This is a genomic window from Carboxylicivirga fragile, assembly GCF_050589805.1.
Lineage (GTDB): Bacteria > Bacteroidota > Bacteroidia > Bacteroidales > Marinilabiliaceae > Carboxylicivirga > Carboxylicivirga fragile.
On record NZ_JBNGOY010000026.1, the window covers coordinates 44,817 to 71,377 of the forward strand.

Sequence of the window (26,561 nt, forward strand, 5' to 3'; positions counted from 1 at the left end):
TACTAATTAACCAACTTCAATTGGTGGATTCTTTTTGCACTTGGCAGTAAATAATATCGGGTCATATTCGATATCAACCAAAAATAGAGCTTGTGGAGGAACTGACGTACCGGCATTTCCACGATCCTTTGACTCAATCACTGTTTTGAAGTCCTCAATCGACAGCTTGCCTCTACCAACCTCTAGCAAGGTACCTACAACAGCCCTAACCATATTACGCAAAAAACGATCGGCTTTTATCACAAAAACATACACCTCACCCACCTTTATCCATTCTGCTTTCAAAATCTTACAATTATTTGTTTTTGTATCTGTATGTAATTTACTGAAACTTGTAAAGTCGGTATAATCAAATAAAGATTGCGCTGCGCGATTCATTAATGCAATATCTACATTAAAATGAGGACGGTACGATATCTCATTAAAGAATGGCGTTTTTTCTCCTTTTAAATAATAATGATAAGTTCGAGATAAGGCACTAAAACGACTGTGGGCTTCATTTGACACTCGGCTGATGTGATAAACCACAACATCATTTCGTAAGATTCGATTCAAGCGATATAAAAGTTGATCGACATCATCAATTGCCTTATCAACATCGAAATGCGCCACAAAAAAAGAAGCATGAACACCGGTATCCGTGCGTCCTGCTCCAACCACATTTACTTCGAGTCGCAGAGCCTTAAAAAGGGCATCGTTAATCACTTCCTGCACCGAAATTGCGTTAGGCTGTATTTGCCATCCATGATAATTAGCACCATTATAGGCCATCTCAATAAAGTACCGAACCATTCTATTCTCTTTGTCACAAAAATAATACACCTTTCAGTAATAACACCATTCTTGATAAAAATATAATTCTGAAACCATCGATCATTAACTTGACAAAAACAGCCTTGGGTAGTAAATTTAGTAGAACAGAAAACCAGCACAATTCTATTCTCACCTTAAAGCCAACAACATGGAAACGCTTGATTTAAGAATTCAAAACAAGGTTAAAGTCGCACCGATAAAAGCGGTACTGGATCAAATGCTAAAAGCGCAAGAAAGTAAAGACCTGGAAGCATTCACAATGAGCTTTTCACAAGACACAGACATAGTTCATTTTGGCACGGACATAGACGAAATTTGGTATAACTGGTCGAGCTTCTACGAATGGATGGCTGAAGCAATTAAAACAAAAACTGATTTAACAATTACAGAGAAAAACACCCGCATTAGACTTAATGCAACTGAAAACACAGCCTGGTATTCTCAACTATTGGACACTTGTTTTGAAACCAAGGGCGAACCAACTAGAATTGAAGGATTCAGACACACAGGTGTTTTAGAAAAACGAGACAATAAATGGCTCATAGTACAAAGTCACATGTCAATACCTTACACATCACCAAACATTGACTAAACCAAACAAATATTTACAACAACTTATACGTGACACTTTTGAATAAATCAACCGACTATTCAGCCTTACGAAAAGAAATGGTATTTACCCAGATTATGGGCAGAGGAATATCTGACAAAAGGGTAATTGAAGCAATGCAAAAAGTAGCGAGGCACCTGTTTGTTGACAAAGCGTATATAACCAGGGCGTACGATGACAAGCCCTTACCCATTGGGTACAATCAAACCATATCGCAACCGTACATTATTGCATTCATGCTTGAACAAGTTAAACTTAAACCAACAGATAAGGTTCTGGACATTGGATTTGGCTGTGGTTATCAATCCGCAATTCTTGCTGAAATATGCAAAGAAGTATGTAGCATTGAAATAATTAGTAAGCTATTTACATTAGGTAAAAACAACCTTAGTTCCGCTGGCTATACAAATGTTAATTGCAGAAACAGTGATGGATATGAGGGCATGCCCGATCACGCTCCTTTTAATGCGATCATTGTAGCTGCAGCATCCAAAACTGTTCCTACCCCACTTTTACAACAATTAAAATTGAATGGATCTCTCATTGCACCCATAGGGCCAAAAGGTGGAACACAGCAACTAAAACTATTTACAAAATCTGTAAATGGAATAACTGAAAAGAACCTGATTCAAGTAAGGTTTGTTCCATTCATGCGACATCAATAAATTAACAATAATCCCTTTTAATTAATTCACCTAAAGCACAACAAAACATTTCTTCAACATTGATGTTTTACAAACAAAGAATATTAGAAAACAAAACACTTTAAACGATGAAAATAGCACAGACATTGTCACTACTCTTATTTATTTCCGTATCCTTAATAGCACAAACACCGGCATCAATTTATGAATACGAAGCTAAAACGATTGATGGAGAAGCATTTGATTTTAAAAGCTTAAAAGGTAAAAAAGTAATGATTGTTAATGTAGCGAGTAAATGCGGTTTAACTCCTCAATACGAACAACTGCAACAGCTACATGAAGAATATGGAGGAGATGATTTTGTAATCATTGGTTTTCCTGCTAATAATTTCATGAGTCAAGAACCAGGTAGTGAATTGGAAATTAAGGAATTTTGCACAGAAAATTATCAAGTTACTTTTCAACTCATGTCAAAAATTTCGGTAAAGGGTGATGATATACACCCTATTTACCAATGGTTAACTCAAGAAAACTTAAACAAACTTGAAGATAACAAAGTGAAATGGAATTTTCAGAAGTACTTAATTGATGAAAAAGGCAACTTAGTAAAAGTAGTATCACCAAGAACAAAACCTTATGATGACGAAATAATCACCTGGCTTAAAGGCTAAAAGCTGATCAATAATAGAGTTTGTTATAACTATCCCTTATGACAATCATTCGTGAATATTGACAGCTTTTTTGAAAAAGCAAAGGGTGTTTGATCAATCGTCAAACACCCTTTTTTATAATATCATTTGGCAATTTTAGTTCAATCCCCGCTTTTCAAGCAAAGGTTGCACAGAAGGCTCTTCTCCTCTAAACTTAAGGTATTGAACCATACCTTCATCATCACCACATTCAGCTAAACAATGCTGACGAAACTTAGCAGCTAATTCTTGATCAAATAAATCACCAGTCTGCTTGAATGCAGCAAATGCGTCCGTATCAAACACTGCAGCCCAAATATAAACGTAATACCCCGCAGAATAACCACCATCAAAAATATGCCCAAAATAGGTCGTACGATAGCGTGGCCAAATCTCATCTATCAAACCAATTTTATCCATCGATGCTTTTTCGAACTCCATTGCATCTTGCAAATCATCAGTAGCCTTTAGACTATGCCAATCTAAGTCTAATATAGAAGCTGCTAAATACTCAGATGTAATAAAGCCTTGATTAAAATGTCCGCTCTTCTGAAGTTTTTCAATAAGCTCATCCGGAATAACTTCATTGGTTTCATAATGGCGTGCATACTGCTTTAATACCTCAGGTTCAGCAGCCCAATTTTCCATAATTTGTGACGGTAATTCAACGTAATCACGTGGTACTACTCCCGCAATTCTTTTGTATTCTCCTTCGGTAAAAAGACCATGAAGCGCATGACCAAACTCGTGAAATAAGGTTGATACTTCATCAAAGTTTAATAAAGCTGGCGTATCCGCTGTTGGACTCGTAAAATTACAAACGATCGAAACCAAAGGTGCAGTCTTCACTCCATCAATAGTAATTGATTCACGAAAGCCAGTACACCATGCTCCCGTACCTTTGCTATCACGCGGGTGATAATCAAGATACAATAAACCTAAATGCTTTCCATCTTTCTCCTTAACTTCAAATACTTCAACCGCTTCGTTATAAACAGGTACGCTATTAATAGGTGTTAATGTAATTCCATACAACTTATTTGCTACCCAAAACATACCATCGCGCACATTATCCAACTTGAAATATGGCGTTATTTGCGATTCATCAAGGTCGTATTTAGCTTTTCTTAGCTTTTCGGAATAATACCACCAATCCCAACTTTGCAGTTTAAAATCACCACCTTCGGCATCAATAATTGCTTGCATTTCTTTCACTTCCGTTTTAGCAACAGCTATGGCAGGCTCCCAAAGTTGATTCAAGAAATCGTATACTTTTTCCGGCGTCTTAGCCATATTCACATCAATCACATATTCAGCATGAGTATTGAAACCTAATAATTGAACACGTTCCGATCTAATCTTGGCCATTTCAGCAGCGATGGCTTTGTTGTCAAAAGCATCATCGTTATTTCCTCTTTTAAAATAACCACTGTATAATTGCTCTCTTAACTCACGCTTATCTGCATATTGAAGAAATGGTATCAAACTTGGTTTTTGAATGGTAAAAAGCCATTTTCCTTCTTGCCCTTTTTGCTTAGCCCGATACGCAGCGGCCTCAATAACACCTTCAGGCAAACCAGCCAAATCTTCTTTATTATCAATTACTAATTCAAAATTACTATTAGATTCTGCTAAATGGTTCTCGCCAAATTTTAATTGAAGAGAGGACAATTTTTCATTCAAAGCCTTTAATTTCAACTGATCTTCGTCGTTAAGCTCAGCTCCATTACGCACAAAATCCATGTAATATTTCTCAACAACTCGTATTTGAATAGCAGTCAAACCTAAAGTTTGACGTTGGTCATAGACTTGTTTTACACGCTTAAACAGATCCATATTCATGGAAATGTTATCCTTATGCTTTGTTAACATCGGTGTTACCTCACGAGCGATACGCTGTAAATTTTCGTTGTTATCAGTCTCCTTTACATTGAAGAACACACTGCCCACTTTATTTAAAAGTGAACCTGAGCGATCAAATGCAACAATTGTATTAGTAAAATTAGCATCTTCAGAATTAGCAATAATTGCAGCTATTTCGTTTTCTTGTTCAGCTATACCTTTTTTAAACGCAGGCAAATAATGCGTTTCCAATATAAGATCAAAAGGTGGAGCCTTAAATTCAGTTGTGTATTCAGAAAAAAAAGGATTTTCACCTTCACTTTTTTCCTGAACCTGACATGCAGATAAAGTCATAAGTAAAGTTGTTAAAAACAATAATGTCTGTTTCATCTTCAATGATTTAGAAATAAATAATCAAGTGGTTAAACGAAAGATTTATGATTGATGTAAATGATCGTTCCAAATTTACTATTTTATTAATAGTAGAAACGTAAAAATAAAAAAAAGACATCCCGGAATGGAATGTCTTTCAAATTATTATCTAATTGTCAACAATTATGACTTCAATTGCGCTTCAATTTCTTTAATCTGACCTTTAAAGTCCTTATCTGTTTCAATCAAATTATTAACTGCTTTACATGCATGTAATACAGTAGCATGATCTTTTTTACCAATCTTAGCTCCAATGGCAGATAGAGATGAATTTGTCATTCCCTTACTAAAGTACATTGCAATCTGGCGTGCTTGCACTATCTCACGTTTACGTGTTTTCGATTGCAATAAATCAAGTCCCATTCCGAAATAATCACATACCGTTTGAGAAATAGATTCAACAGACACCTCCCTAGTGGTTTTCTTAACTAATTTATCAATGATGGCACGAGCTGAATCGAAAGTAATTTCCTTCTTCGTGAGTGTTGCCTGCGCCAATAACGAGATTAATGCGCCTTCTAGTTCACGCACATTGTTAATCACATTACTTGCAATGTAATAAACCACATCCTCTGGTACAGTTAATCCATCGGTATAAATTTTGCGATTTAAAATCTCCACTCTTGTTTCAAAATCAGGCACCTGCAAATCGGCAGATAAGCCCCATTTGAATCGTGATAATAATCGATCTTCTAAACCTAACAATTCAACAGGTGCTTTATCACTTGTGATAATTAACTGCTTACCTGATTGGTGAAGATGATTAAATATATGAAAGAATGTATTTTGTGTTTTAGTTTTTCCAGCAAACTCATGCACATCATCAATTATAAGTACATCTATCATCTGGTAAAAATTAAGAAAGTCATTCTGCGAATTATTTCGAACCGAATCAGTAAACTGAGTTTGAAACTTATTAGCATTAACATACAATACAGTTTTTTCAGGCATATTACGCTTAACCTCAATACCGATTGATTGTGCTAAATGAGTTTTTCCAAGACCAGAGTTACCATAAAGAAACAATGGATTAAAAGCAGTTTTACCAGGATTTTTAGCTACTGCTAAACCTGCACTTCGTGCCAAACGATTACATTCTCCCTCAATATAGTTTTCAAAACTATAATCACTATTTAATTGTGGGTCGACATTCAATTTTTTAATTCCAGGTATTACGAAAGGATTACGAATATCCGGACGTTCATTGTTTGATTGAACGGCAACAGGGCGATTTCTTAAATCGGTTTTATTAGCTGTTGGAAAATTTAAGGTATAAGGTTTTCGATTTGCAACATGACTATTGTCCATAACCACATTGTATTCCAACTTAGCTGCATTTCCAAGTTTATTTCTTAAAATTTTACTTAAAAGATCAATGTAATGTTCTTCTAAATACTCATAGAAAAAAAGACTTGGCACCTGTATGGTGAGTACATCTTTTTCAAGTTTGAGCGGTTCAATGGGTTCGAACCAGGTTTGGTAACTCGTTTGAGGTATATTGTCTTTTACAACTTGAAGACAAGCATCCCAAACTTTTGCGTAATCGACTTTCATTCTTATATTTCGGTTTTCTTTTTAGAATTATGTTCAGTGACTATCCCTATTCTGAAAACAAATTTTGTGAAAAAATATGTGAAAAAAAAACATTAATTCTCTTGACATTCTAATTACTACAATTCGACCACTAGAAATCAACAACTTAAGGTTTTTGAACTAAAAAATCTCATTTTCAGCAACATACAAGTTACCGTGAATAATAGCAGCTTGCCGTACCTCTAGTGTTTTCAATCATTTGACAGATAAGTGAAAAAAAACTTAACCTTTAATTAAAAAAAATTTCACACAACATTTTTAACAGTATATATATATTTTACCTAGTAAGTTTTTGGGCCTTTTTAAGACTGATTTCCTCCCCATTTTCAAACGCTACGATGCAAGATTCCTCAAATTGAGGCTTTATTTCTTCAAATATTTTTTGAATTTCAACAAACGACTCTGATTGGGCGATGGAATAGTAATAACGTGATTTTCTATAATCTTCGAATACTCTGTATTTAGAATTAACCACAACAGAATCCATTTTAAGAGGTTTCTTTGACTGCTTTAGCACAATCTGATATATAACCCCATGAATACCATAAGCGTTATCAGAAACGACAACTTTCTTACCTACATTAACCGCAGAAAAGTTAACGTAGCGATCAGGATGATGACGCACATCAATCAACAAACGATTTAAGTTAGCAGAAACATCCGTAAGTGAATAATATAGCTCTTTATCAGACAATAACAATCCTAAAGTACCCTCACTTTGATTTATACTAGTAAGCAATAAGGAAGTTTGGCCTAGTGTAGTTTTTAGCGCAGCTAACGATTCATCAATTTGAGCCGCCTCCAATTGTTGGCTAAAACCCGCCAAACTTTTAAAAGTTGTATCAATATATGGCGCCTGCGCATTCAAGACGATCATTAGTGAATCCATACGTGAGATCATATTCGTTACATCACCATCATCATCCATTTTATTAGCTAATGAAGCGGATAATCTTTCAAAGTTATCCATCGATTTGCTAAAAGATTCGATACTCTTAGACAAATTAGCTTTATTATCTTCATTGACAATATCACCAAGATTAGTAAAGACAGAGTCGAGTTGGACAATTAAACGCTCAGCTTTATCTTTTAAGGGCAACACCTCCATACTAACCTGATCTTTCAAGTCACCCATAACGGAGGTGTTCATTGTATCTCCCATAGCCAACAACTCAGTATCGCTGCCAGGTAGAAATTGAACTCCTTTTGAACCCATTAAGTCTAAACTATAGATCTGCGCTCGTGAATCTTTTGGCAAAATCAAGTCCTTGTTCATTTGAAAGGTCACAATGAACATATCCGATTTTGAACTATGGAAATCAATATCTCGTACAGCTCCTACTTTAAATCCACGATAAAAAACAGGGCTTGCTTTTGTTAAGCCATCAATACGTGCATAAACACCGTAATAATAATCACCTACGCGAAATATATCACGACCACTTAGAAAGTTAAGTCCCCAAATAATAATGATAAATGCTGCAAAAACTGTAAGACCAATTTTAAATTCTTTTTTCATAGCTAATTATTATCACACCACCACATCGAAATGTCTAATGTTTTATAATATAATTTTATACAAATATAGGAAGATTACTTTGCCCTTGCTTCACTTAGCCTAATTTTACTACCGTTTTCAAATGCAACAACAAAGCAGTCGTTTACATCTTTCTTTACAGTTTTCATTTGCTGTAATATATCATCATAATTGTCACTCTGCCCTGTAGTGTATTTAAACCTATCTCCATCCTTATACATCCAGATATTATCAAACTTTTTATAAAAAGAAGTTCCTTTTTTAACTTCTTTCTTTGAAGAGGCAATTTGGATACGATACACAATAGACGAAATGGATTGTTTTTCTGATTCGCGATTTAACTGCACATGATCGTCCATTTTACTTTTAGAGTCAAACTCATTTTTATAATCCCTAACTGCTCTAAATAAAGCCGACGCCATAAAAGTTTGTCCCTTCTCAGAAGCAATAAAAGCTTCCTCCTTTTTATTACTTAAAAAACCTAGTTCCACTAAAACACTGGGCATTGATGCCTTCCGCAGCACCAAAAATCCTGCTTGTTTTACACCTCTATCACGCCTACCAACCCTATTATGAAACTGATCTTGCATCATAGATGCTACACTAATACTCTGACCTAAATGCACATCTTGCATCAATTCAAATATAATATACGACTCAGAGGAATTTGGATCAAAACCCTCATAAGTTGTACTATAATCTTCTTCCAGCACAATTACTGAGTTCTCTTTCTTAGCCACCTCAAAGTTTTCTTCAGATCGATGAAGACCAAGAACAAAAGTTTCGGCACCATATATTGAAGATGCTCCAATTGAGTTGGCATGAATGGACACAAATAAATCTGCATTATTCCTATTCGCGATATCCGCTCGCTTATTTAAAGGAACAAATACATCCTTATCCCTTGTATAAACAACTTTTACATCGGGTAAATATTCATTGATATACTGACCTAATTTTAGAGCCACTTTGAGAACTACGTCTTTTTCTTTAACCTTAGATCCAGTTGCACCAGGGTCACGGCCCCCATGACCAGCATCAATAACCACCGTTTTAAAGCGTATTGATTCCTGAGCAATCAACTGTCCCTTAGGAAGCAAGAAGAATAAACTAAATAAAACAATAAAAAAACTGCGTGTATATACTGGATAAATTGTCATACATTTACGGTTTACAAGCTTTAATGCAGTTCAAAAATAGAAAAATAATGAAGAGATAAAAAAGACATTTTTTAAACCTATTTTTTTTCTCTTTCCTGCCATGTGCCCATTTTTTGATTATTTTTGTGACGCTTGAAAAAAAAACACATTGATACAATCAAACTTAATAAAGTCAGAAAAGGATAAATTGCTCATCTTTATTATAGCATTTATCTTATTTTCTTTTCATTCAAATACATTACTTGCCCAAGAACAGCTAACTCCTGTTCATGCATTACCAGATAGCACACGTCAGGACAGTACAGTAAATTCACCTGCCAGTTTTGCCATTGACGCTGAAGTTAAGTACAAAGCTTCTGATTCCATATATACTGACATGCTTACTAAAAAAACATATTTGTACGGTAATGCGGAAGTAAGTTATCAAGATGTACTACTTAAAGCACATACAATTGTTTTAGATATGGATAGCAGTACCGCTTTAGCATATGGTACTGTTGATTCTCTTGATCAAGAAATAGGACTACCAGTTTTCACCGACCCAAGTGGAGAATACTCCATGCGTCGTATGAAATATAATTTCAAGTCAGAAAAAGCCATTATTGAACACATCGTAACAGAACAAGGCGAAGGTTTTGTGGTAGGAAGTCGTGCCAAAAAGATAGAAGACGATGCCTATTGCATGAAACATGCTAAATACACAACTTGCGATAATCATGATCATCCTCATTTTTATCTTAATTTAACCAAGGCAAAAGTAATTCCTGGAAAGAAAACGGTAACAGGGCCTGCCTATTTAGTTGTTGAAGATGTAAAATTGCCAATTGCCATTCCATTTGCAATTATACCAAGTACTTCATCCTACAGTTCTGGCTTTATCTTTCCATCGTATCGAGATGAACAGGTCAGAGGTTTCGGATTAACCGACGGCGGATACTATTGGGCCGCTAACGATTATTTTGATTTAATGGTACAAGCTGACATTTTTACCAATGGATCATGGGCAACTCGTTTCGCATCTAACTATAAGAAAAGATATAAATTCGGGGGTAGATTTAATTTTCAATACATCAATAATATATTTAGCGAAAAAGATTTACCTGATTATCGAAAAACAAAAGATATGTCAATTGCCTGGACACATCGTCAAGATGCCAAGGCCAATCCATATCAAACATTTTCGGCAAGTGTTAACTTCTCGACAAGTTCATTCGACCAAAACAATGTAAACAATCTGGTTAACCCGAATGCTAACGACATTTCTCGAAATACAAAACGTTCAAGTATATCGTATAGTAAAAGGTGGGCGGGACGTCCGTTTAATTTCTCGGCCAACTTGCTGCACTCACAAAACAGTAGAGATACTACTATTGATCTAACAATACCTGACTTAACGTTTACTGTAAATCGTATTTACCCCTTTAAAAGAAAAAACAAGGTAGGAACAGACGAAAATTTACTAGAAAAAATTAGCTTATCATACACGGGTAACCTCAAAAATTACGTGCATACTAAAGAAAGTGACTTGTCCTTTTCGGGCAATAGCCTAACAGATCAATGGAAGAATGGAGTTAAACATAGTGTTCCAATTGCTATGAGTTTAAAGTTTTTGAAACACTTTACAGTTAATCCTTCTTTTAATTATACGGAACGTTGGTATTTCAAACAGATCAAGCAAGGATATGACGAAGTTAATCAACAAGTAGTAAATACGGATACTACAGCCGGATTTAATCGAGTTTATGACTATAGTTTAAGTGCTGGTACATCTACCAAGATCTACACTTTCTTTAAACCATGGGAAAAATTATTCGGTGATAAAGTTGACAATATTCGCCATGTGGCTACACCTTCCGTATCATTTTCTTATCGTCCAGATTTCGGGCAAAGCAAATACGGCTACTACGATTATTTCGAATATTACGATGAAAGCCGCGACGAAATTGTACGTCATGATTATTCCAATTATGAAGGCTCCTTATACGGCACTCCTGGAAAGGGACGTTCTGGTTCAATGGGATTAAGCTTGGGAAATACCCTTGAAATGAAACTTAAAAGTGACAAAGACACTACAGGCTTTAAGAAAGTTAAAATAATAGAAAGCCTAAACTTTAATACAAGCTACAATTTCTTAGCTGATTCTTTAAAATGGCAACCCATATCAATGTCAGGTAGAACAAAGGTACTCGGAACAAATATTAACTTTGGCGCACGTTTTGACCCTTACGCCCTTGATACAACTAGCACAGGCCAACCCATTCGTGTTGACAAATCGGTATGGTCAACGCAACGAAAAATTGCCCGACTAGAAAGTGCTAATCTTAGCTTTGGTTTTAATTTTGGATCCGATACTTTCAAGAAAAAAGACGATGATAATAACGGAGAAGAGGAAGGCCAAGAAGAGGACGAAAACATTCCACCTCCGATGGATCCAAATAATCTGAATTCACAACTCCCCTCCTTTGATAAAGATAGAAACACCAATTTATTCATGGGAGATGATGGTTATGCTGAGTTCTCAATGCCATGGACTATTTCTGTCAACTACTCATTACGCTTAAGTCGCGATGGTTTTAATAAGGAAAAGATGGATTACGACATGAAGGTCACCTCTGATGTCAACCTTAATGGTAATGTATCTTTAACTCCCAAATGGAAGGTTAACTTTTCAACTGGATATAGTTTCGACATGAAAACTCTTGCTCATACTAACCTTGGGGTTAGTCGCGATTTGCACTGTTGGAGCATGAATTTTAACATCGTTCCGGTAGGCAGGTACAAATCGTACTTCTTTACCATTCGAGTTAATTCTAGCATGCTACAGGATCTTAAATACGAAAAACGAAACAGTCCGCGAGACAACCCTGGATTCTATCAATAATAAAAACTCTTAATAAACTAATTAACAAAGATGAAACGAATTATCTCAACAGAAAATGCTCCCGGAGCAATCGGGCCATATAGCCAGGCCATAGAAGTTAATGGAACTCTTTATATCTCAGGGCAAGTACCTGTGAACCCAGCTACTGGCAAAGTGGTTGAAGGTGGCATCACAGAACAAACTGAACAAGTAATGAAAAACATTGCTGCAATTCTTAAAGAAGCTGGTTACCAATTTTCTGATGTTGTAAAATCGACTTGTTTACTAAATGACATGGCTAATTTCAAAGCTATGAATGATGTATACGGTTCATACTACAAAGAGAACCCTCCGGCAAGAGCTGCTTTTGCGGTGCGCGAATTACCCCTATCGGTAATGGTTGAAATTGAAACCATCGCGGTTAAATAACAACAAAAACATATATAATATAAGATCGCATTCTTCCCAATGCGGTCTTTTTTTATGCTCAATTTTTAGCAAAAGAAAAACCACCATGTCCCCATGGTGGTTTTTATGTTTGTTTGAAAAATGTTTAATCCGTAGATTAATAAATGTTACTCAGCAACAACCTCAAAAGAGATGTCAACTTTCACTTCGCGGTGTAATTTTACAGTCGCAGTATAACTTCCTAATTCTTTAACAGCATCTTCTTTAATAGAGATATTTTTACGCTCTACAGCGAATCCATCTTTAGTTAAAGCTTCAGCAATTTGAATAGTGTTAACTGAACCAAAAATCTTACCTGTTGAACTTGCTTTTGCACCTAAAGTAATTGACTTACCTTCTAATGTTTTAGCAACTTCTAGAGCTTCATTTTTGATTTTCTCTTCTTTATGAGCTCTTTGTCTCTTATTCTCAGCGTGTACTTTCTTGGCAGAAGTGGTAGCCAAAATAGCTAATCCCTTAGGGATTAAGTAATTTCTACCGTAACCGTTTTTCACAACTACAATATCATCTTTATGGCCAAGATTCTGAATATCTTCTCTTAATATAATTTCCATCGTAAATCCTCCTTTTTCTTATTTCATCAAATCGGTTACGTATGGCAACAAGGCCAAATGACGTGCACGCTTAACTGCGCGAGAAACTTTTCTTTGATATTTCAAAGAAGTACCAGTTAAACGACGAGGTAAAATTTTACCTTGCTCGTTCAAAAATTTCTTTAAGAATTCAGGATCTTTGTAATCGATGTACTTGATCTTGTTCTTTTTGAAACGGCAATACTTCTTCTTCTTAATCTCTACCGATGGAGGCGTTAGATATCTGATTTCTGATTGATTCTGTGCCATGGCTTAATTCTCCTTTTTTTCTTTTTTGGTTGCTTTTATTCTTTTCTCAGCATATAGAGCAGCATATTTATCTAACTTGAAAGTTAGAAAACGAATAACGCGCTCGTCTCTACGGAATGCTAACTCAAACTTAGCAATTACAGTAGGGTCTGCTTCAAATTCGAACAACTGATAGAAACCAGTTGATTTCTTCTGAATTGGATAAGCCAATTTTCTAAGGCCCCAATTCTCTTCGTTTATCATTTTGCCCCCATTCTCGGTAATCAAACCTTTGAATTTGTCGACCGCTTCCTTCATCTGAACATCAGACAAAACGGGAGTTAAAATGAAAACGGCTTCATAACGATTTAACATATCTTCTTAATTTTAGAAGGTTTAAATAATCAGGGCGCAAAGATAGAAATAAATAATTAAGAATCAAAGTAGAAATAAGTCAGTAGTACATAGGCAATAGTCAGTAGTAATTACCTTCACTACTGACCAATCGCTATTAACTTTTATACTAATGTTTATGTCCAGAAAAGTAACGCATAAACTGAACACGTTCAAACATTTCGGGATTTCCAGACTTACCTTGACTCAATCGACCTTTAAAGTCTGAAATAGAATCAAAACCTCTACGATCCATCCACTTTTCCATCTCGGTAAGCATCCAGCTTATTACCTCAGGGCCGTCCTTATAAACAGCTGATACAATTTCAACAGCGGAGGCACCAGCCAACAACATCTTAACTAAAGTACGATAATCATGAACGCCTGTTGAGGCCACCAAATCACTCTTCACATGAGATGACATAATAGATATCCATCGAAGCGGCATGGTAAATTCATCAGGATGAGAATAAACCTTTCCACTTACCACCTGATCATTTTCGATATCAAAATCGAGCGACGTAAAGCGATTAAATAATATTAATCCGTCAATACCTGATTCAGATAAGCTTTTAATTGTACTTCCCAGATTAGTAAAATACGGTGCTAGTTTAATCCCAACAGGTACTTTTATGTGATTTTTCACCTTCTTTACAATATCGAAATACACATTCTCAACTACCTCAGCTGTTGCTTCAACATTGTAAGGCAATTTAAATATATTCAATTCGATACCGTCAACACCCGCGCTTTCAATTTTATTGGCGTACGAAACCCATTCGCTATACGATGAACAATTAATACTAGCAATGATGGGTACATCAACTGCTTCTTTTGCTTCACGAATTAGGGCCACATAGTTTTCCAACGCATCGTTTTTCACCTGATAATCGAAGTAATCGAAAAACTCAAGATTATTTTCGTCCATCCCCAATTGCTGCCCAATGGTTTGTTCCGCTTCGGCTAATATCTCTTCTTCAAAAATTGATTTCAAAACAATGGCTCCAGCACCTGCATCGGCCAGTTTCTTAATTCCTCCTATAGTTGAAGCCAAACCAGAACTTCCAATAACGATTGGATTTTTAATTGGTATGCCTAAATATGTAGTTGATAAATTCTTCATTTGATTATGCGTTAAGTTTTTCTTGAAGATAATTATGCATTGAAGCTGCGGCATTTCGTCCGTCGCCCATGGCAAGAATTACAGTAGCTCCACCACGAACAATATCACCACCGGCGAACATTTCAGGAATGGAAGATTGTAATTTTTCTTCGTCAACAACAATAGTTCCCCATTTAGTTGTTTCTAACTGAGGAAGCGAACTTGGGATAAGTGGATTCGGCGATACACCAACACTCACCACAACCGTATCTACATCAATCATATATTCCGAACCCTCCATTGGAACCGGACGACGACGGCCAGAACTGTCAGGCTCACCCAATTCCATTTTCTGAACCTTCATGCGATTAACCCGTCCGGTTTCATCAGCATAATATTCAATCGGGTTGGTTAAAGTCATAAACTCTATGCCTTCTTCCTCGGCATGCTTAATTTCTTCAACACGAGCAGGCATTTCTTCCATCGAACGACGGTAAATAATCATAGCACGATCAGCACCTAAACGCTTGGCCGTACGTACCGAATCCATGGCCGTATTACCACCACCAATAACAGCAACGCTCTTACCACTCACAATAGGTGTATCTGTAAGAGGATTGGCTGCGTCCATAAGGTTGATACGAGTTAAATACTCATTTGAACTAAGTATACCTATATAATTCTCACCCGGAATATTCATGAAACGTGGTAAACCAGCACCACTACCGGTAAAGAACCCTTGAAATCCTTCTTCCTTTAAATCATCAATGGAAGCCGTACGCCCGACAATGAAGTTCATTTCGAATTTCACACCCATCTTACGCAACACTTCAATTTCAACATCAACAATGCTATTTGGCAATCGAAATTCTGGGATACCATATTTTAACACACCACCTATTTCGTGCAAGGCTTCAAACACGGTTACATCATAACCTAACTTAGCCATATCTCCGGCAAAGGTTAATCCGGCAGGTCCACTACCAATAACAGCCACTTTGATACCATTACCCTCAGCTACTTTTGGCACTGCCATCTGACCCGACTCACGCTCAAAATCAGCAGCAAATCGCTCTAAGTGACCGATAGCTACCGGCTCTTTTTTCATCTTAAGCCAGTAAAAACACTTGGCTTCGCACTGTTTCTCCTGTGGACAAACACGACCACAAACAGCAGGCAAAGCACTGGTTTCTTTTAAAACACTAGCAGCTTCTAGTACCTCACCCTTTTCAATGTACTTGATAAACTTAGGAATATTAATCTCAACCGGGCAACCAGAAATACAAGTTGGATCAGGACAATCCAAGCAACGCTGGGCTTCAGCCATTGCCTCTTCTTTAGTCAAACCAGAGTTAACTTCAATGTTCGATTTTACTCTTTCGTCAGCAGCTACCTCACCCATGTGCACACGAGTTAAACCAGTACGCTCCTTATTCTTCATTAAAGCACGAATATCTACTCTCCAGGACTGCTCCCTTTCGGCTTTTAAAAATTCTTTAGTAACAGTCATAACTAATTCTTTTCTTTTTTATCTAGATACTCTCGTTCTGCTTCTTTCTCAATATTCTTGTAACCATTGAGGCGTAATAACATTTCGTCGAAATCAACTTGATGTGCATCAAATTCAGGACCATCAACACATACAAATTTCGTTTTTCCACCAACAGTAATACGACATGCACCACACATACCTGTTCCATCTACCATGATGGTATTTAAACTGGCATAAGTTTTAACATCGTATTTTTTAGTACACAAGGCTGCAAATTTCATCATGACTGCTGGTCCGATTACAACGGACAAATCAACATTTTCGCGCTGCATTACTTTTTCCATGGCATCGGTTACCAAACCTTTTTCGCCATACGAACCATCGTCAGTCATTACAATCACCTCATCAGAATATTCTCTAACCTGATCTTCCAAAATGATTAAATCCTTTGTACGAGCAGCAATAACGGTTATAACTTTATTACCCGCTTTCTTCAAGGCTTCAACAATTGGTAACAATGGGGCTACTCCTACTCCACCACCACAAGCTAGGACAGTACCGAAATTTTCGATATGAGTAGCTTCGCCCAAGGGGCCAACCAAATCGGTTAGTTCGTCACCAACATTCAAATCGGCAATTCGACGCGAAGAAACGCCTACACGCTGAATTACCAATGTAATGGTTCCTTTCTCGGCATTAGCCGAAGCGATGGTCAAGGGGATACGTTCACCAGTTTCGCCAACTTTGACTATTACAAAGTGCCCGGCTCTACGTGCCTTTGCAATTCTTGGAGCTTCAATTTCTAAACGTACAACGTTCTCTGAAAAAAACTCCTTTTCAATAATCTTATTCATAATAAGCAAATAATCAGTTTATTGCTAACGGCAATTAATGATAACAAAAATGAAAGTAATAGATACGACTGTTGATGTACTCAATTACTAATCAAAAATAAATCCTTATTTCAAGTATTTGAATGACATTCGTTACGAATATACAATTTACAATTATTCTAAATAGACCAAAACGCATAAATAATCGAAACAAGTTCAATCCATTTCTTTCAATCCATGTGAAATTAGATTAAATTTATCAGACCAGACACTTTTTAAACAGACTATTATGGACTTTGAAGCATTTTACAAGATTAGTTATGGCTTATATGTTATTTCTGCCAGCAATGGAAAAAAGATAAATGGATACATTGCTAACACAGCCTTTCAAGTAACAGCATCACCGCCGCAAATTGCCATTAGCTGTAATACCGATAACTTTACATGTGGGCTGATTGAACAATCAAAAAAATTCAGCATCTCGATATTAAACCAAAATGCAAAGGCAGAAACAATTGGCCTATTTGGTTACAAAAGCGGAAAAGACATTGATAAATTTGAATCAATCGATTATACCAAGGCGCAAAGTGGAACTCCAGTAGTTTTGGAAGATTGCATTGCATGGTTCGATTGCAAAGTCAATCAAGTTATTGAGGTTGGAAGTCATAAAATGTTTATTGCTACTATAGTTGAAAACAATCTGCTAAATGCAGATGCTGATCCATTGACCTACGAATACTATAGAAAAGTTAAGAAAGGAGTAGCTCCCAAAAATGCACCAACCTATATTGATAAAAGCCCGGAAACACCGAAAGAAACAGATTCCACAATGACTAAGTATAAGTGCTTAGCGTGTGGTTACATATATGATCCTGCAATTGGTGACGAAGAAAGTGGAATAGAACCTGGTATTGCTTTTGAAGACCTTCCGGACGATTGGACCTGTCCAACCTGTGGTTCTCCCAAAGAGATGTTCGAAGCCGTATAAATATATATAGTATTTATATCCATCCTAAATAGGAATTACTTTAAGTATTGACATTAATTATTTCATAAATTTGTATCAACCCAGATATTATAAAAACCTCAAACAATAGGTAAAATGAACAGTTTAAAAGGAACAAAAACAGAACAGAATCTTTTAAAAGCATTTGCTGGCGAATCGCAAGCACGTAATCGCTACACATACTTTGCTAAGCAAGCTAAAAAAGAAGGTTTAGAGCAGATCTCTGCTATTTTCATGGAAACAGCTGAACAAGAGAAAGAACATGCAAAGCGCTTCTTTAAGTTTTTAGAAGGTGGCATGGTTGAAATTACTGCAACTTTTCCTGCCGGAATTATTGGTGATACTAAAGAAAACCTACAAGCAGCTGCGGATGGTGAAAACGAAGAATGGACTGAGTTATATCCTGAATTTGCTAAAATAGCCGAAGAAGAAGGTTTTAAAGAAGTTGCAGTTGCCTTTAAAATGATTGCTAAAGTAGAGGCTCACCATGAGGCTAGATATAGAAAGCTATACAGCAACCTTGAAGAAGGTAAGGTATTTGAAAAAGATGGTAAAGTAACATGGATGTGTCGTAATTGTGGTTTCATACACGAAGGCACAAAAGCACCTAAAACTTGCCCGGCTTGCTTACACTCACAAGCTTACTTTGAAATTAGCGAAGAAAATTACTAGATCGCAAAATAAGTAATTGGTATCGACCATTCCATTATTTTCTTTTTATGAAATATAGTGGAGTGGTTGTTTTTAGAACTTATCGAAACACATAACCTCATTTCATTCAGTTGGCATGCGGTTGACAAAATAACAATAACCATCCGTAAAAACTCAAAATATGCCTAGTATTAAAAACACCTTCCAAATCGCATTAATATGCTTCTTTTCTGTATTTATCTTTATTTCGTGCGAAAAAGAGGATAGCAATGATGAATCACCTAATCCTTTTGTCGGAGTTTGGAAAATTGAATACAGTTCTAGTAATTGGGAAATATGCACTTTTAACGAGGATTTAAGTTATGAAAGCGAATACCATGAACTAAACCCTAGCTATGAACAGTATGATACAGGCACTTATACATTTTCCACATCAGAAAAAACAGTAACTTTTAAGGAAGGTGATGAGACATGGACTGAAGACTATGAATTTATTTCACCAACTACCCTTGATCTAAGTGGCGATATTTATATTAAACAATAGGATAAAGTATCAAAATAAAGTATAATAGTGTCAGAATCATTCATCTCTTAAGCACACTCTTATAGTAATAAATCCCCATTGTTTGAGCGATGTACATTAGTAAGAAAATACTATTAACATCTCGTGCACGTATAATCCTGATGGCCTGGGGAAACATGGCTGTTGTTGTTAGTACGGCTGCAATGGTACCAATCAAGGATACTATCATTATTAGTACTTAAAATAGGATAAAACGTCTGTAAGCTTTTCTAATTCTACCATTCTAACCGAATCATGAACGCTCTCAACTACCTCGTGTTGCCAGGTAGTATGAAATGGAATATGCATGCCGAAACCTCCGATTTCAACAACGGGTATTACGTCCGATTTCATTGAATTGCCAACCATTAGAAATTGCTCAGGAAGTATATCTAAATGCTTTATCAATTTAAGATAGGCCTTGGGATGTTTATCACTCATTACCTCAATGTGATGAAAATATTTGATCAAACCGGATTTATTCAATTTTCGCTCCTGATCCAACAAATCACCTTTAGTCGCAACTATCAACCGATATTTAGCCGATAAGAACCTCAACACCTCTTCTACTCCATCTAATAATTCAACAGGTTTGTGAAGCATCGTTTTGCCAATAGCCAGTATTTGCTCAGCTTGGCCAGATGACAGTTTTCCACCAGTAATTATTGTGGCTGTTTCAAGGAGTGATAGTACAAATGCCTTAATGCCATAACCATAAATTGGCATGTTATCCATTTCCACCTTATACAATTCTTTTAAAACATCTTTCTCTTCAGAATAGGCCTGCATTAAGTGCGCAAATTCATTCTCTGCCTCTCTAAAAAAAGTCTCATTTTCCCAGAGCGTATCATCCGCATCGAAACCAATTACCTTTATTCCTTCCATATCCATAGTTCAAAAGTATAGAAATTTAAATGAATCGTTAATTGATTATAACATCAAAATGGATATATAAAAAACAATATTAAGCCAATTAAAAGAATATGATTATTTTTGAAAAAAATCTATTATGGCAAAAAAGAAGTGGAAAAATCTTGATGGCGTTGTATTCTCGACTAATCAGGATTTTGATTACCAATATAACGAAGATGAAGATCAGGAAACCTTAGCTCCCAATCAACAGGATTTACGTGTAATGCTTGATAAAAAACAACGCGGTGGAAAAAAAGTAACACTCGTTACAGGTTTTGTTGGTAGCAATGACGATTTAAAGGATTTGGGGAAAACGCTAAAAAGCAAGTGTGGTGTTGGTGGAACAGCCAAGGATGGAGAAATTTTAATTCAAGGTGATTTTAGAGATAAGGTAGTTGCGTTACTTATAAAAGAAGGTTTTAAAGTTAAGAAGTCAGGAGGTTAATTAAAGGTTATGAAAGTAATTGATCCAACAGTTTTTTATCAAAAACAAAACGAACCTAACAAAAGTTGTTTTCTTGCTCTTCGCAGCATTATTCTTAATCAGGATGAAAACGTAAGCGAAACAGTAAAATATGGCATGCCTTGTTTTTGTTACTTCAATAAGGCATTTTGCTATTTATGGACGGATAAAAAATCGGGAGAACCATACATCCTATTTGTTGAAGGCGAATATTTAAATCATGCTGAACTAGAAAAAGGCAGCCGAGCCCGCATGAAGATACTCAAGGTTAATCCAAATATAGACTTACCTTTAAACACTATAACACAACTACTAAATTCAGCATTGGATCTGTACAAAAATGGCACTATAAAAATAAAGTAATATACTTGCAATATGATTACATCAAGATATGACAAGGACGAAGACATAGTATACGTTGAACGCCATGGCAATGTAGACATTAACGACCTAGTTAAATATGTCGTTAGCTTAGATCATGACTTCAACCACCTTAATTCACTTCATATTATTGATGATTTAAGAAATTCCACATCTACCTTTAAACAAAAGGAATATCCGGCAATTATAAAGGAAATTGAAGCAAGAATTAAAAGGTATGATAAAGTAAAATGTGCTGTTGTGGTGGAAAAACCAAAAGAAACAGCCTTAAGCATACTATATAAAATGACATCAAAATCGATTGATAAATATACCTACGAAACATTCTCGACATTAGAAGCAGCAAAGCGGTGGTTGAAACATCCCATTCAATAATAAACTCTAATCTTCAATACATGGTTTTTTTGTTAACACTTCACCCCAACTAATCAACTGGATATTATTCTCTTTTAGTAATATAGAAGTCCTATTATCATTCAAAAAGTCAAAATCAATCTGACGCCATTCAGAACCAAAATTGGGATGGTCAATGGTAATTTGCCTCATTTCATCATCATCAAAAGCAGGATGTACCAAAAGCATGTTAAAACCATTAGGAAGCTCATTCAAAATATGCTCATAATACTTTGACAATTGCCCCTTTTCAAACATACTATAATCGCCAAGGTAGGTATTATCAACACAAAAATCCGATGCGCTTAATTCTTGTTTTATATCAATGCCAAATTCATTCAAATGGTGTTCATCCAAAAACACGGGAAGATTATAATCGCGCCCTAGTCGCTTATATACATCCAACAAATCAGGACTTAGGCCGATTGTATACATATGAGAATCCAAATGACTAATTTTAATACCCATTGATAGCATTCTATCAATCTGAGCCCTTAATTCCTTCTCAACTTCAATGGGATTAGCTTTTTTTCTCACCTCATCACGACTCATTGGAAAATACCCATCATCATCAACCAAACTTGGAACTTCTGTTACCGGAAGCACTGGTCCAAATTTATACGATTTCCATTCGCATGTTAAGGTTAAATGTACACCACAATCAAATTCTGGATTCTGTTTGGCAAACTGCGCTATTTCATCAAAACAAGGACAAGGCACCATTATGCTATACGAACTAACAACGCCTTCTTCGAGCGACTGCATTATTGCTTTATTTTGGGAATGAGATAAACCAGCATCATCAGCATGAATTATCAAGTACTTTTGATTCGAATTCTTGTTAGACATCATAAAAAGCTAAAGCAGTATATCAAAATTTACTCAAACAAATCATTCTTACTATTGTCATCGCATCCATTCCACTGTCGCAAATAAATAATGCCATCTGACTTAACAACTACCTGGTAAATATCGTCCATTTCATCAGGTGTAAATTGAGATTCATGGCAGCCAAAAGCTGCACGTCCTAACTTTAATTCTTCTTTAGAAAATGATATTTGATGCGTAATAAAATCAGGATTCATCACGTGAATATTAGTCTTAAAAAAGTCTCCAGTAGGCGTTTTAAAATCACCTGTTTTATCCAGTATGGTTTGCGTAATAGTATAATAAAACAAACTACTAGTATTAGATAGCTCCCAATTCTGAAAAACCTCAGTAACAATATTACTCACCACCCTATGATCAGGATGTCCATAACCTCCATCGGGTCCCATTGTAATAATTACATTAGGCGCATATTCGTCGAGTAGTGCTTTTATGTCCTCATCCAGCGAATAAACATTATCCCATTCTGACAATTTTCCATCGCCATAATTCATGAAAACAGGAGGATTTATACCAAGGCATTTGCAAGCTGCTTGAGCTTCTTTTTCCCTAACCTTTTTTAGTTTTTTACCCTCGGGTATGTTGGCAAAATCGCGTACACCCATATCTCCATTTGTCACTATTACCAAATAAACATTGTGACTATCCGCATATTTGGCTAATAAAGGCGAAAAGTGGGTTTCATCATCGGGATGTGCTACAATGGCCATCATTGTCTTTTTCTCTTGTGGCGCCTGTGCTACACACAAACTGTTAACACCTAATATTATAGTAAGAAGATATAATTTAAACACCTGCATGGTAAAATCTGTAAATTAATTAGTAAATATTATTTATTCAAAATCAATGCTCTAAATTAATACTTTTCACTTATTCAAAAGGAAATAAAAGGATGGTTTTTTATTATTTCTTATTTTTAAACTTCTTAATAAGGTTTTGAAGATACCCCAAAAACAACTTCACTAAGCTATCTTTAGGCAAAGTGCTTAAATATTTCTACTTTGTTCTTTCTTTACAACAACATGCAAAAAACAAAACTCAAAATAAGCCCCTGGCTTTTTATTCTATTCCTTTTGATTGTTCCAAGCAGTCTGTATACGATTCTGGAATTAAACTCGATGGATGATCAGGAAGAATTATACGAAGGTATCTATACCAATCAGCTCGACGCCGTATTATTTTCGCTTAACCAATTTGCAGATGATAATGTACGCGCCTGGATAAACGATATTGAAAAGCTCAATTGGACGGAAGGTTCGCAAGAGCGTAATATTAAAGAATGGATAAGCAATAATCCACAATGTGAGCATTTACTACTATTAGATCATCTTAACAACAACACATCGATTGACGATACTTTATTAAATGAGATAGAGAAAGAAATAAAACTTAAAGAACTTGAGATAAATAAACTGAATAGCTATTTCAACGAAGGCTATCGCAAAGTATTGGGCTACGATTTAAACCTTGAACATTATAGTCTATTTGTGTTTATAGCCAACTTAAACGGACAGCTTCAGCAGTGTGCCATTGTGGTTGATGCCAGGCGTTTTATCTCAGACATTCTTTCTCCACGTATGCAACGCATTGCCGGTGAGAATTTCGTACTAAGCATACGCCACGTTTCATCAAGTGAAATAGTTTTTAGCACCTTAATAAATACGATTCCTGAATCGGTAACCGAGGAAAAAGTCATTTGGCTATTGCCAGACTATAGCATCGGTATCCAACCATCGGGACCAACTATTAAAGATGTTGCCCAAAAAAGAGCCTATAACAACATTCTGTTTTTGGTTATTGTTGACCTGGTATTATTAATTGGTGCCTGGTTCTTTTATCGTAACATTCGCAGAGAAATAAATCTGGCCAAAATAAAATCCGACTTTGTATCCAATGTTTCACACGAGATACGCACTCCCCTTTCATTGATAAGCATGTACGCCGAAACGCTTCAGATGAATCGGGTAAAAGAAGAGGATAAAAAGCATAAATACTATGGCATCATTTATCGCGAAGCTCAGCGGCTTTCTGGCATCGTTAACAACATACTGAACTTCTCACGAATCGAGAGTGGCAAACGACAGTTTAATTTTTCGCCGGTCGATATCAACGATATTCTTAATGATGTGATGCGAAATTATGCCTATCAAATAGAGAATAAAGGTTTTAAAGTTGATGTGCAATTGGGCGATGACATTCCACTAATACAAGGAGATGAAGAAGCCATAGGTGAATCCATCACCAACCTGATCGACAATGCCATTAAATACAGCAAGGAGATTCGTAGTATCGAAATTTCAACTCAGATCAATGGGGATAAAGTTTGGCTCAATGTAAAAGATTATGGCATTGGTATCAATTCCAAAGAACAGAAACATATCTTCGATAAGTTTTATCGTGTCACCAAAGGATCTTTAGCTTTACACGCGAAGGGCTCCGGTTTAGGCTTAAGCATTGTCAAATACATTATGCACTCGCACAAGGGTGATATTATAGTTAAGAGTGAAGAAAACAACGGTAGTACTTTCTCTCTTATTTTTCCAAGCAACAATTATTAAACTATGAGCAACAAACATATATTAATCGTAGAGGACGAGCCTGATATGCAACAGGGCATTAAGGATAATTTAGAATTTGAAGGTTATACAGTTGATGCTGCTAATGATGGAGACGAAGCACTGAAGAAAATATTGCATGGCCATTACGATCTGATTCTGCTTGATGTGATGATACCTAAAGTAAGTGGCTTTGATGTTTGTAAGCAAGTTCGCCATAAGGGCATAGAAACGCCCATCATCTTTTTAACTGCCAAGGGTGAAGAAATAGACAAGGTTATTGGCCTTGAATCGGGTGGCGATGATTACATGACTAAGCCATTTAGCTTGCGCGAATTAAGTGCTCGTATTAAAGCAGTATTAAGGCGCTTCCCCAACTCAAAACAGGAAGAAAAAGAAGCATTAATAAAAATAGGCAAGCTGGAGGTTAATTTTGAAAACTATCTAGCTCAATGCGACGGAGAAGCGGTAAAGTTAACGGCCAAAGAGTTTGATATACTTCGCTACCTCTTAGAGCATAAAAACGGCACCATTAGTCGCGATAGCATATTGGATGCTATCTGGGGTTACGACTACCAACCTACGGCGCGTACGGTGGATAATTTCATTCTTAAATTACGTCAGAAAATAGAAATTGATCCTAATCACCCCGAAATACTAATAACGGTGCACGGTGTGGGGTATCGCTTTATATATTGAATTTGTTTTTAATCTTTCCAATTTTAAATGAATTATGCCTGACGAAGAAGCATTTAAAAGTTGGCAATCAAAGCTATCGTTAATTAGTGAGGCCGAACTTAGGTCGCCCAAAATGCCAATTGATGTATTTTGTGCTGATGCGGAAACACTATCTGCTGTTTGCAAAAATGATAAGACTCAATTGTTAGGTGCTGGTCTCGAATGGCAATATGTGCTTGACCTAATACCTCTGAGCCAAGCGCTTCGTTACTGTCAGGCAATGTGGATGAGCGAAGACAAACAAAACAAGGAACAAATTAAATACCTGCAACTTAAAAGTGAAGCCTTAGTATTGAAGAAGGAATTGTTGCGACATTACAAGTACGCCTTTTACCATTACCCTAAATTAAAACAGAAACTCAAAACTCTGGATAAATACAGTACACAGAAGAAACTACCCCTTGATTTATTGCACTTAGTCAATCTGGCAAAAAATCACAGATCCTTACTCGAAAACATAAATTTTGACTCCACACTGACCCAACAAGCACACGATTTATCTCATTCAATACCGGAGCAACTAGCTTTAAGCAAAGCTGTACCAAAATCGGAGCACAAACAGTGGCGCGACCGTGCGTATACGCTCCTCTCCTCACGCATAAAAGTTATTCGTGAATGTGGCTTGTATATTTTCCATCAGGATAAGCAAAAAATTAAGCGTTATAGGGTTAATTATTACAGGGAGTATCATTCTACTTACAGGAAGGGTATTTAAAAAATAAA

The 26,561-nt window shown here is 36.2% G+C and carries 29 protein-coding genes; 14 read left to right on the top strand and 15 right to left on the bottom strand.

Going from position 1 to position 26,561, the window contains the following annotated elements; genetic code table 11:
* Window positions 1–6: 6 nt before the first annotated feature.
* On the bottom strand, window positions 7–792 hold the full coding sequence (gene truA / locus ACRD7B_RS12755; protein ID WP_430824955.1) for a tRNA pseudouridine(38-40) synthase TruA: 786 nt from the start codon (window positions 790–792) through the stop codon (window positions 7–9).
* A gap of 169 nt (window positions 793–961) precedes the next feature.
* Between truA and ACRD7B_RS12760 the strand changes: the two genes are divergently transcribed.
* The 3 genes from ACRD7B_RS12760 (at window position 962) to ACRD7B_RS12770 (ending at window position 2,738) form a co-directional block, all read left to right on the top strand.
* On the top strand, window positions 962–1,405 hold the full coding sequence (locus ACRD7B_RS12760) for a nuclear transport factor 2 family protein (RefSeq protein WP_430824956.1): 444 nt from the start codon (window positions 962–964) through the stop codon (window positions 1,403–1,405).
* 38 nt (window positions 1,406–1,443) lie between these two features.
* On the top strand, window positions 1,444–2,088 hold the full coding sequence (locus ACRD7B_RS12765; RefSeq protein WP_430824957.1) for a protein-L-isoaspartate(D-aspartate) O-methyltransferase: 645 nt from the start codon (window positions 1,444–1,446) through the stop codon (window positions 2,086–2,088).
* A 107-nt stretch (window positions 2,089–2,195) separates the two neighbouring features.
* Window positions 2,196–2,738 (top strand): glutathione peroxidase, encoded by a 543-nt coding sequence (locus tag ACRD7B_RS12770; RefSeq protein ID WP_430824958.1) that lies wholly within the window; start codon window positions 2,196–2,198, stop codon window positions 2,736–2,738.
* A 135-nt stretch (window positions 2,739–2,873) separates the two neighbouring features.
* On the opposite strand, the gene ACRD7B_RS12775 is transcribed toward ACRD7B_RS12770, so the two are convergent.
* The 4 genes from ACRD7B_RS12775 to ACRD7B_RS12790 all read right to left on the bottom strand — a co-directional run bounded on the left by ACRD7B_RS12775 (window position 2,874) and on the right by ACRD7B_RS12790 (window position 9,320).
* Window positions 2,874–4,988 carry a M3 family metallopeptidase gene (locus ACRD7B_RS12775; protein WP_430824959.1) on the bottom strand — a complete coding sequence of 705 codons (2,115 nt, stop codon included), beginning with the start codon at window positions 4,986–4,988 and terminating at the stop codon, window positions 2,874–2,876.
* 165 nt (window positions 4,989–5,153) lie between these two features.
* Window positions 5,154–6,584, bottom strand: coding sequence for a chromosomal replication initiator protein DnaA (gene dnaA, locus ACRD7B_RS12780; protein ID WP_430824960.1), 1,431 nt, complete (start codon window positions 6,582–6,584; stop codon window positions 5,154–5,156).
* Between the two features lie 316 nt (window positions 6,585–6,900).
* Complete coding sequence (locus ACRD7B_RS12785) at window positions 6,901–8,142, bottom strand: MlaD family protein (protein WP_430824961.1); 1,242 nt, start codon at window positions 8,140–8,142, stop codon at window positions 6,901–6,903.
* 74 nt (window positions 8,143–8,216) lie between these two features.
* Window positions 8,217–9,320: an N-acetylmuramoyl-L-alanine amidase family protein gene (locus ACRD7B_RS12790; protein WP_430824962.1), complete on the bottom strand. Its 1,104-nt coding sequence runs from the start codon at window positions 9,318–9,320 to the stop codon at window positions 8,217–8,219.
* Window positions 9,321–9,468: 148 nt separating this feature from the next.
* Here ACRD7B_RS12790 and ACRD7B_RS12795 point away from each other — a divergent pair, with 148 nt between their 5' ends.
* Window positions 9,469–12,201, top strand: a complete 2,733-nt coding sequence (locus ACRD7B_RS12795; RefSeq protein WP_430824963.1) for a putative LPS assembly protein LptD — start codon at window positions 9,469–9,471, stop codon at window positions 12,199–12,201.
* Window positions 12,202–12,231: 30 nt separating this feature from the next.
* Window positions 12,232–12,609, top strand: coding sequence for a RidA family protein (locus tag ACRD7B_RS12800; protein ID WP_430824964.1), 378 nt, complete (start codon window positions 12,232–12,234; stop codon window positions 12,607–12,609).
* Window positions 12,610–12,755: 146 nt separating this feature from the next.
* On the opposite strand, the gene rplI is transcribed toward ACRD7B_RS12800, so the two are convergent.
* The 6 genes from rplI to ACRD7B_RS12830 all read right to left on the bottom strand — a co-directional run bounded on the left by rplI (window position 12,756) and on the right by ACRD7B_RS12830 (window position 17,310).
* Complete coding sequence (rplI, locus tag ACRD7B_RS12805; RefSeq protein WP_430824965.1) at window positions 12,756–13,202, bottom strand: 50S ribosomal protein L9; 447 nt, start codon at window positions 13,200–13,202, stop codon at window positions 12,756–12,758.
* An 18-nt stretch (window positions 13,203–13,220) separates the two neighbouring features.
* On the bottom strand, window positions 13,221–13,490 hold the full coding sequence (rpsR, locus tag ACRD7B_RS12810; RefSeq protein WP_430824966.1) for a 30S ribosomal protein S18: 270 nt from the start codon (window positions 13,488–13,490) through the stop codon (window positions 13,221–13,223).
* A gap of 3 nt (window positions 13,491–13,493) precedes the next feature.
* Window positions 13,494–13,844 carry a 30S ribosomal protein S6 gene (rpsF, locus tag ACRD7B_RS12815; RefSeq protein ID WP_430824967.1) on the bottom strand — a complete coding sequence of 117 codons (351 nt, stop codon included), beginning with the start codon at window positions 13,842–13,844 and terminating at the stop codon, window positions 13,494–13,496.
* Window positions 13,845–13,992: 148 nt separating this feature from the next.
* Complete coding sequence (locus ACRD7B_RS12820; RefSeq protein WP_430824968.1) at window positions 13,993–14,985, bottom strand: dihydroorotate dehydrogenase-like protein; 993 nt, start codon at window positions 14,983–14,985, stop codon at window positions 13,993–13,995.
* A 4-nt stretch (window positions 14,986–14,989) separates the two neighbouring features.
* A complete protein-coding gene (gene gltA, locus ACRD7B_RS12825; protein WP_430824969.1) occupies window positions 14,990–16,474 on the bottom strand; it encodes an NADPH-dependent glutamate synthase in 1,485 nt (494 codons plus the stop codon).
* A gap of 2 nt (window positions 16,475–16,476) precedes the next feature.
* Window positions 16,477–17,310: a sulfide/dihydroorotate dehydrogenase-like FAD/NAD-binding protein gene (locus ACRD7B_RS12830; protein ID WP_430824970.1), complete on the bottom strand. Its 834-nt coding sequence runs from the start codon at window positions 17,308–17,310 to the stop codon at window positions 16,477–16,479.
* A gap of 268 nt (window positions 17,311–17,578) precedes the next feature.
* Here ACRD7B_RS12830 and ACRD7B_RS12835 point away from each other — a divergent pair, with 268 nt between their 5' ends.
* From ACRD7B_RS12835 to ACRD7B_RS12845, 3 genes are all read left to right on the top strand, one after another.
* Window positions 17,579–18,277: a flavin reductase gene (locus ACRD7B_RS12835; RefSeq protein WP_430824971.1), complete on the top strand. Its 699-nt coding sequence runs from the start codon at window positions 17,579–17,581 to the stop codon at window positions 18,275–18,277.
* 114 nt (window positions 18,278–18,391) lie between these two features.
* Complete coding sequence (gene rbr / locus ACRD7B_RS12840) at window positions 18,392–18,967, top strand: rubrerythrin (protein WP_430824972.1); 576 nt, start codon at window positions 18,392–18,394, stop codon at window positions 18,965–18,967.
* A 160-nt stretch (window positions 18,968–19,127) separates the two neighbouring features.
* Window positions 19,128–19,490, top strand: a complete 363-nt coding sequence (locus ACRD7B_RS12845; protein ID WP_430824973.1) for a hypothetical protein — start codon at window positions 19,128–19,130, stop codon at window positions 19,488–19,490.
* A gap of 40 nt (window positions 19,491–19,530) precedes the next feature.
* Here ACRD7B_RS12845 and ACRD7B_RS12850 read toward each other — a convergent pair whose 3' ends face one another.
* Window positions 19,531–19,698, bottom strand: coding sequence for a PQ-loop domain-containing transporter (locus tag ACRD7B_RS12850; RefSeq protein ID WP_430824974.1), 168 nt, complete (start codon window positions 19,696–19,698; stop codon window positions 19,531–19,533).
* A 2-nt stretch (window positions 19,699–19,700) separates the two neighbouring features.
* Window positions 19,701–20,393: an HAD family hydrolase gene (locus ACRD7B_RS12855; protein ID WP_430824975.1), complete on the bottom strand. Its 693-nt coding sequence runs from the start codon at window positions 20,391–20,393 to the stop codon at window positions 19,701–19,703.
* Window positions 20,394–20,517: 124 nt separating this feature from the next.
* Between ACRD7B_RS12855 and ACRD7B_RS12860 the strand changes: the two genes are divergently transcribed.
* From ACRD7B_RS12860 to ACRD7B_RS12870, 3 genes are read left to right on the top strand one after another with little or no spacing between them, the layout of a single operon-like run.
* A complete protein-coding gene (locus ACRD7B_RS12860; RefSeq protein ID WP_430824976.1) occupies window positions 20,518–20,865 on the top strand; it encodes a translation initiation factor in 348 nt (115 codons plus the stop codon).
* Between the two features lie 9 nt (window positions 20,866–20,874).
* Window positions 20,875–21,246 (top strand): DUF1801 domain-containing protein, encoded by a 372-nt coding sequence (locus ACRD7B_RS12865; RefSeq protein ID WP_430824977.1) that lies wholly within the window; start codon window positions 20,875–20,877, stop codon window positions 21,244–21,246.
* Between the two features lie 12 nt (window positions 21,247–21,258).
* Complete coding sequence (locus ACRD7B_RS12870; protein ID WP_430824978.1) at window positions 21,259–21,639, top strand: hypothetical protein; 381 nt, start codon at window positions 21,259–21,261, stop codon at window positions 21,637–21,639.
* Between the two features lie 6 nt (window positions 21,640–21,645).
* On the opposite strand, the gene ACRD7B_RS12875 is transcribed toward ACRD7B_RS12870, so the two are convergent.
* Together ACRD7B_RS12875 and ACRD7B_RS12880 are read right to left on the bottom strand one after the other, a co-directional pair.
* Window positions 21,646–22,506, bottom strand: a complete 861-nt coding sequence (locus ACRD7B_RS12875) for a polysaccharide deacetylase family protein (protein WP_430824979.1) — start codon at window positions 22,504–22,506, stop codon at window positions 21,646–21,648.
* A gap of 29 nt (window positions 22,507–22,535) precedes the next feature.
* Entirely contained in the window at window positions 22,536–23,345 is an 810-nt protein-coding gene (locus ACRD7B_RS12880; protein WP_430824980.1) for a PIG-L family deacetylase, read from the bottom strand.
* Between the two features lie 222 nt (window positions 23,346–23,567).
* On the opposite strand from ACRD7B_RS12880, the gene ACRD7B_RS12885 reads away from it, so the two are divergent.
* Genes ACRD7B_RS12885 through ACRD7B_RS12895 form a run of 3 tightly spaced genes read left to right on the top strand, consistent with a single transcriptional unit; the run spans window position 23,568 to window position 26,553 of the window.
* Window positions 23,568–25,103, top strand: coding sequence for a sensor histidine kinase (locus ACRD7B_RS12885; RefSeq protein WP_430824981.1), 1,536 nt, complete (start codon window positions 23,568–23,570; stop codon window positions 25,101–25,103).
* 3 nt (window positions 25,104–25,106) lie between these two features.
* Complete coding sequence (locus ACRD7B_RS12890; RefSeq protein WP_430824982.1) at window positions 25,107–25,799, top strand: response regulator transcription factor; 693 nt, start codon at window positions 25,107–25,109, stop codon at window positions 25,797–25,799.
* Window positions 25,800–25,833: 34 nt separating this feature from the next.
* Entirely contained in the window at window positions 25,834–26,553 is a 720-nt protein-coding gene (locus ACRD7B_RS12895; RefSeq protein ID WP_430824983.1) for a hypothetical protein, read from the top strand.
* Window positions 26,554–26,561 lie beyond the last annotated feature (8 nt).

Bases quoted from the DNA above. Each gene is read 5' to 3' on its own strand.
- ACRD7B_RS12830 (WP_430824970.1), bottom strand. From the start codon at position 17,310: ATGAATAAGATTATTGAAAAGGAGTTTTTTTCAGAGAACGTTGTACGT.
- gltA (WP_430824969.1), bottom strand. From the start codon at position 16,474: ATGACTGTTACTAAAGAATTTTTAAAAGCCGAAAGGGAGCAGTCCTGG.
- truA (WP_430824955.1), bottom strand. From the start codon at position 792: ATGGTTCGGTACTTTATTGAGATGGCCTATAATGGTGCTAATTATCAT.
- ACRD7B_RS12790 (WP_430824962.1), bottom strand. From the start codon at position 9,320: ATGACAATTTATCCAGTATATACACGCAGTTTTTTTATTGTTTTATTT.
- ACRD7B_RS12820 (WP_430824968.1), bottom strand. From the start codon at position 14,985: ATGAAGAATTTATCAACTACATATTTAGGCATACCAATTAAAAATCCA.
- ACRD7B_RS12885 (WP_430824981.1), top strand. From the start codon at position 23,568: ATGCAAAAAACAAAACTCAAAATAAGCCCCTGGCTTTTTATTCTATTC.
- ACRD7B_RS12800 (WP_430824964.1), top strand. From the start codon at position 12,232: ATGAAACGAATTATCTCAACAGAAAATGCTCCCGGAGCAATCGGGCCA.
- ACRD7B_RS12785 (WP_430824961.1), bottom strand. From the start codon at position 8,142: ATGAAAAAAGAATTTAAAATTGGTCTTACAGTTTTTGCAGCATTTATC.
- rpsF (WP_430824967.1), bottom strand. From the start codon at position 13,844: ATGTTAAATCGTTATGAAGCCGTTTTCATTTTAACTCCCGTTTTGTCT.
- ACRD7B_RS12845 (WP_430824973.1), top strand. From the start codon at position 19,128: ATGCCTAGTATTAAAAACACCTTCCAAATCGCATTAATATGCTTCTTT.
- ACRD7B_RS12870 (WP_430824978.1), top strand. From the start codon at position 21,259: ATGATTACATCAAGATATGACAAGGACGAAGACATAGTATACGTTGAA.
- ACRD7B_RS12860 (WP_430824976.1), top strand. From the start codon at position 20,518: ATGGCAAAAAAGAAGTGGAAAAATCTTGATGGCGTTGTATTCTCGACT.
- ACRD7B_RS12880 (WP_430824980.1), bottom strand. From the start codon at position 23,345: ATGCAGGTGTTTAAATTATATCTTCTTACTATAATATTAGGTGTTAAC.
- ACRD7B_RS12850 (WP_430824974.1), bottom strand. From the start codon at position 19,698: ATGATAGTATCCTTGATTGGTACCATTGCAGCCGTACTAACAACAACA.
- ACRD7B_RS12875 (WP_430824979.1), bottom strand. From the start codon at position 22,506: ATGTCTAACAAGAATTCGAATCAAAAGTACTTGATAATTCATGCTGAT.
- ACRD7B_RS12770 (WP_430824958.1), top strand. From the start codon at position 2,196: ATGAAAATAGCACAGACATTGTCACTACTCTTATTTATTTCCGTATCC.
- rplI (WP_430824965.1), bottom strand. From the start codon at position 13,202: ATGGAAATTATATTAAGAGAAGATATTCAGAATCTTGGCCATAAAGAT.
- ACRD7B_RS12835 (WP_430824971.1), top strand. From the start codon at position 17,579: ATGGACTTTGAAGCATTTTACAAGATTAGTTATGGCTTATATGTTATT.
- rpsR (WP_430824966.1), bottom strand. From the start codon at position 13,490: ATGGCACAGAATCAATCAGAAATCAGATATCTAACGCCTCCATCGGTA.
- ACRD7B_RS12890 (WP_430824982.1), top strand. From the start codon at position 25,107: ATGAGCAACAAACATATATTAATCGTAGAGGACGAGCCTGATATGCAA.
- dnaA (WP_430824960.1), bottom strand. From the start codon at position 6,584: ATGAAAGTCGATTACGCAAAAGTTTGGGATGCTTGTCTTCAAGTTGTA.
- ACRD7B_RS12760 (WP_430824956.1), top strand. From the start codon at position 962: ATGGAAACGCTTGATTTAAGAATTCAAAACAAGGTTAAAGTCGCACCG.
- ACRD7B_RS12855 (WP_430824975.1), bottom strand. From the start codon at position 20,393: ATGGAAGGAATAAAGGTAATTGGTTTCGATGCGGATGATACGCTCTGG.
- ACRD7B_RS12895 (WP_430824983.1), top strand. From the start codon at position 25,834: ATGCCTGACGAAGAAGCATTTAAAAGTTGGCAATCAAAGCTATCGTTA.
- ACRD7B_RS12775 (WP_430824959.1), bottom strand. From the start codon at position 4,988: ATGAAACAGACATTATTGTTTTTAACAACTTTACTTATGACTTTATCT.
- rbr (WP_430824972.1), top strand. From the start codon at position 18,392: ATGAACAGTTTAAAAGGAACAAAAACAGAACAGAATCTTTTAAAAGCA.
- ACRD7B_RS12865 (WP_430824977.1), top strand. From the start codon at position 20,875: ATGAAAGTAATTGATCCAACAGTTTTTTATCAAAAACAAAACGAACCT.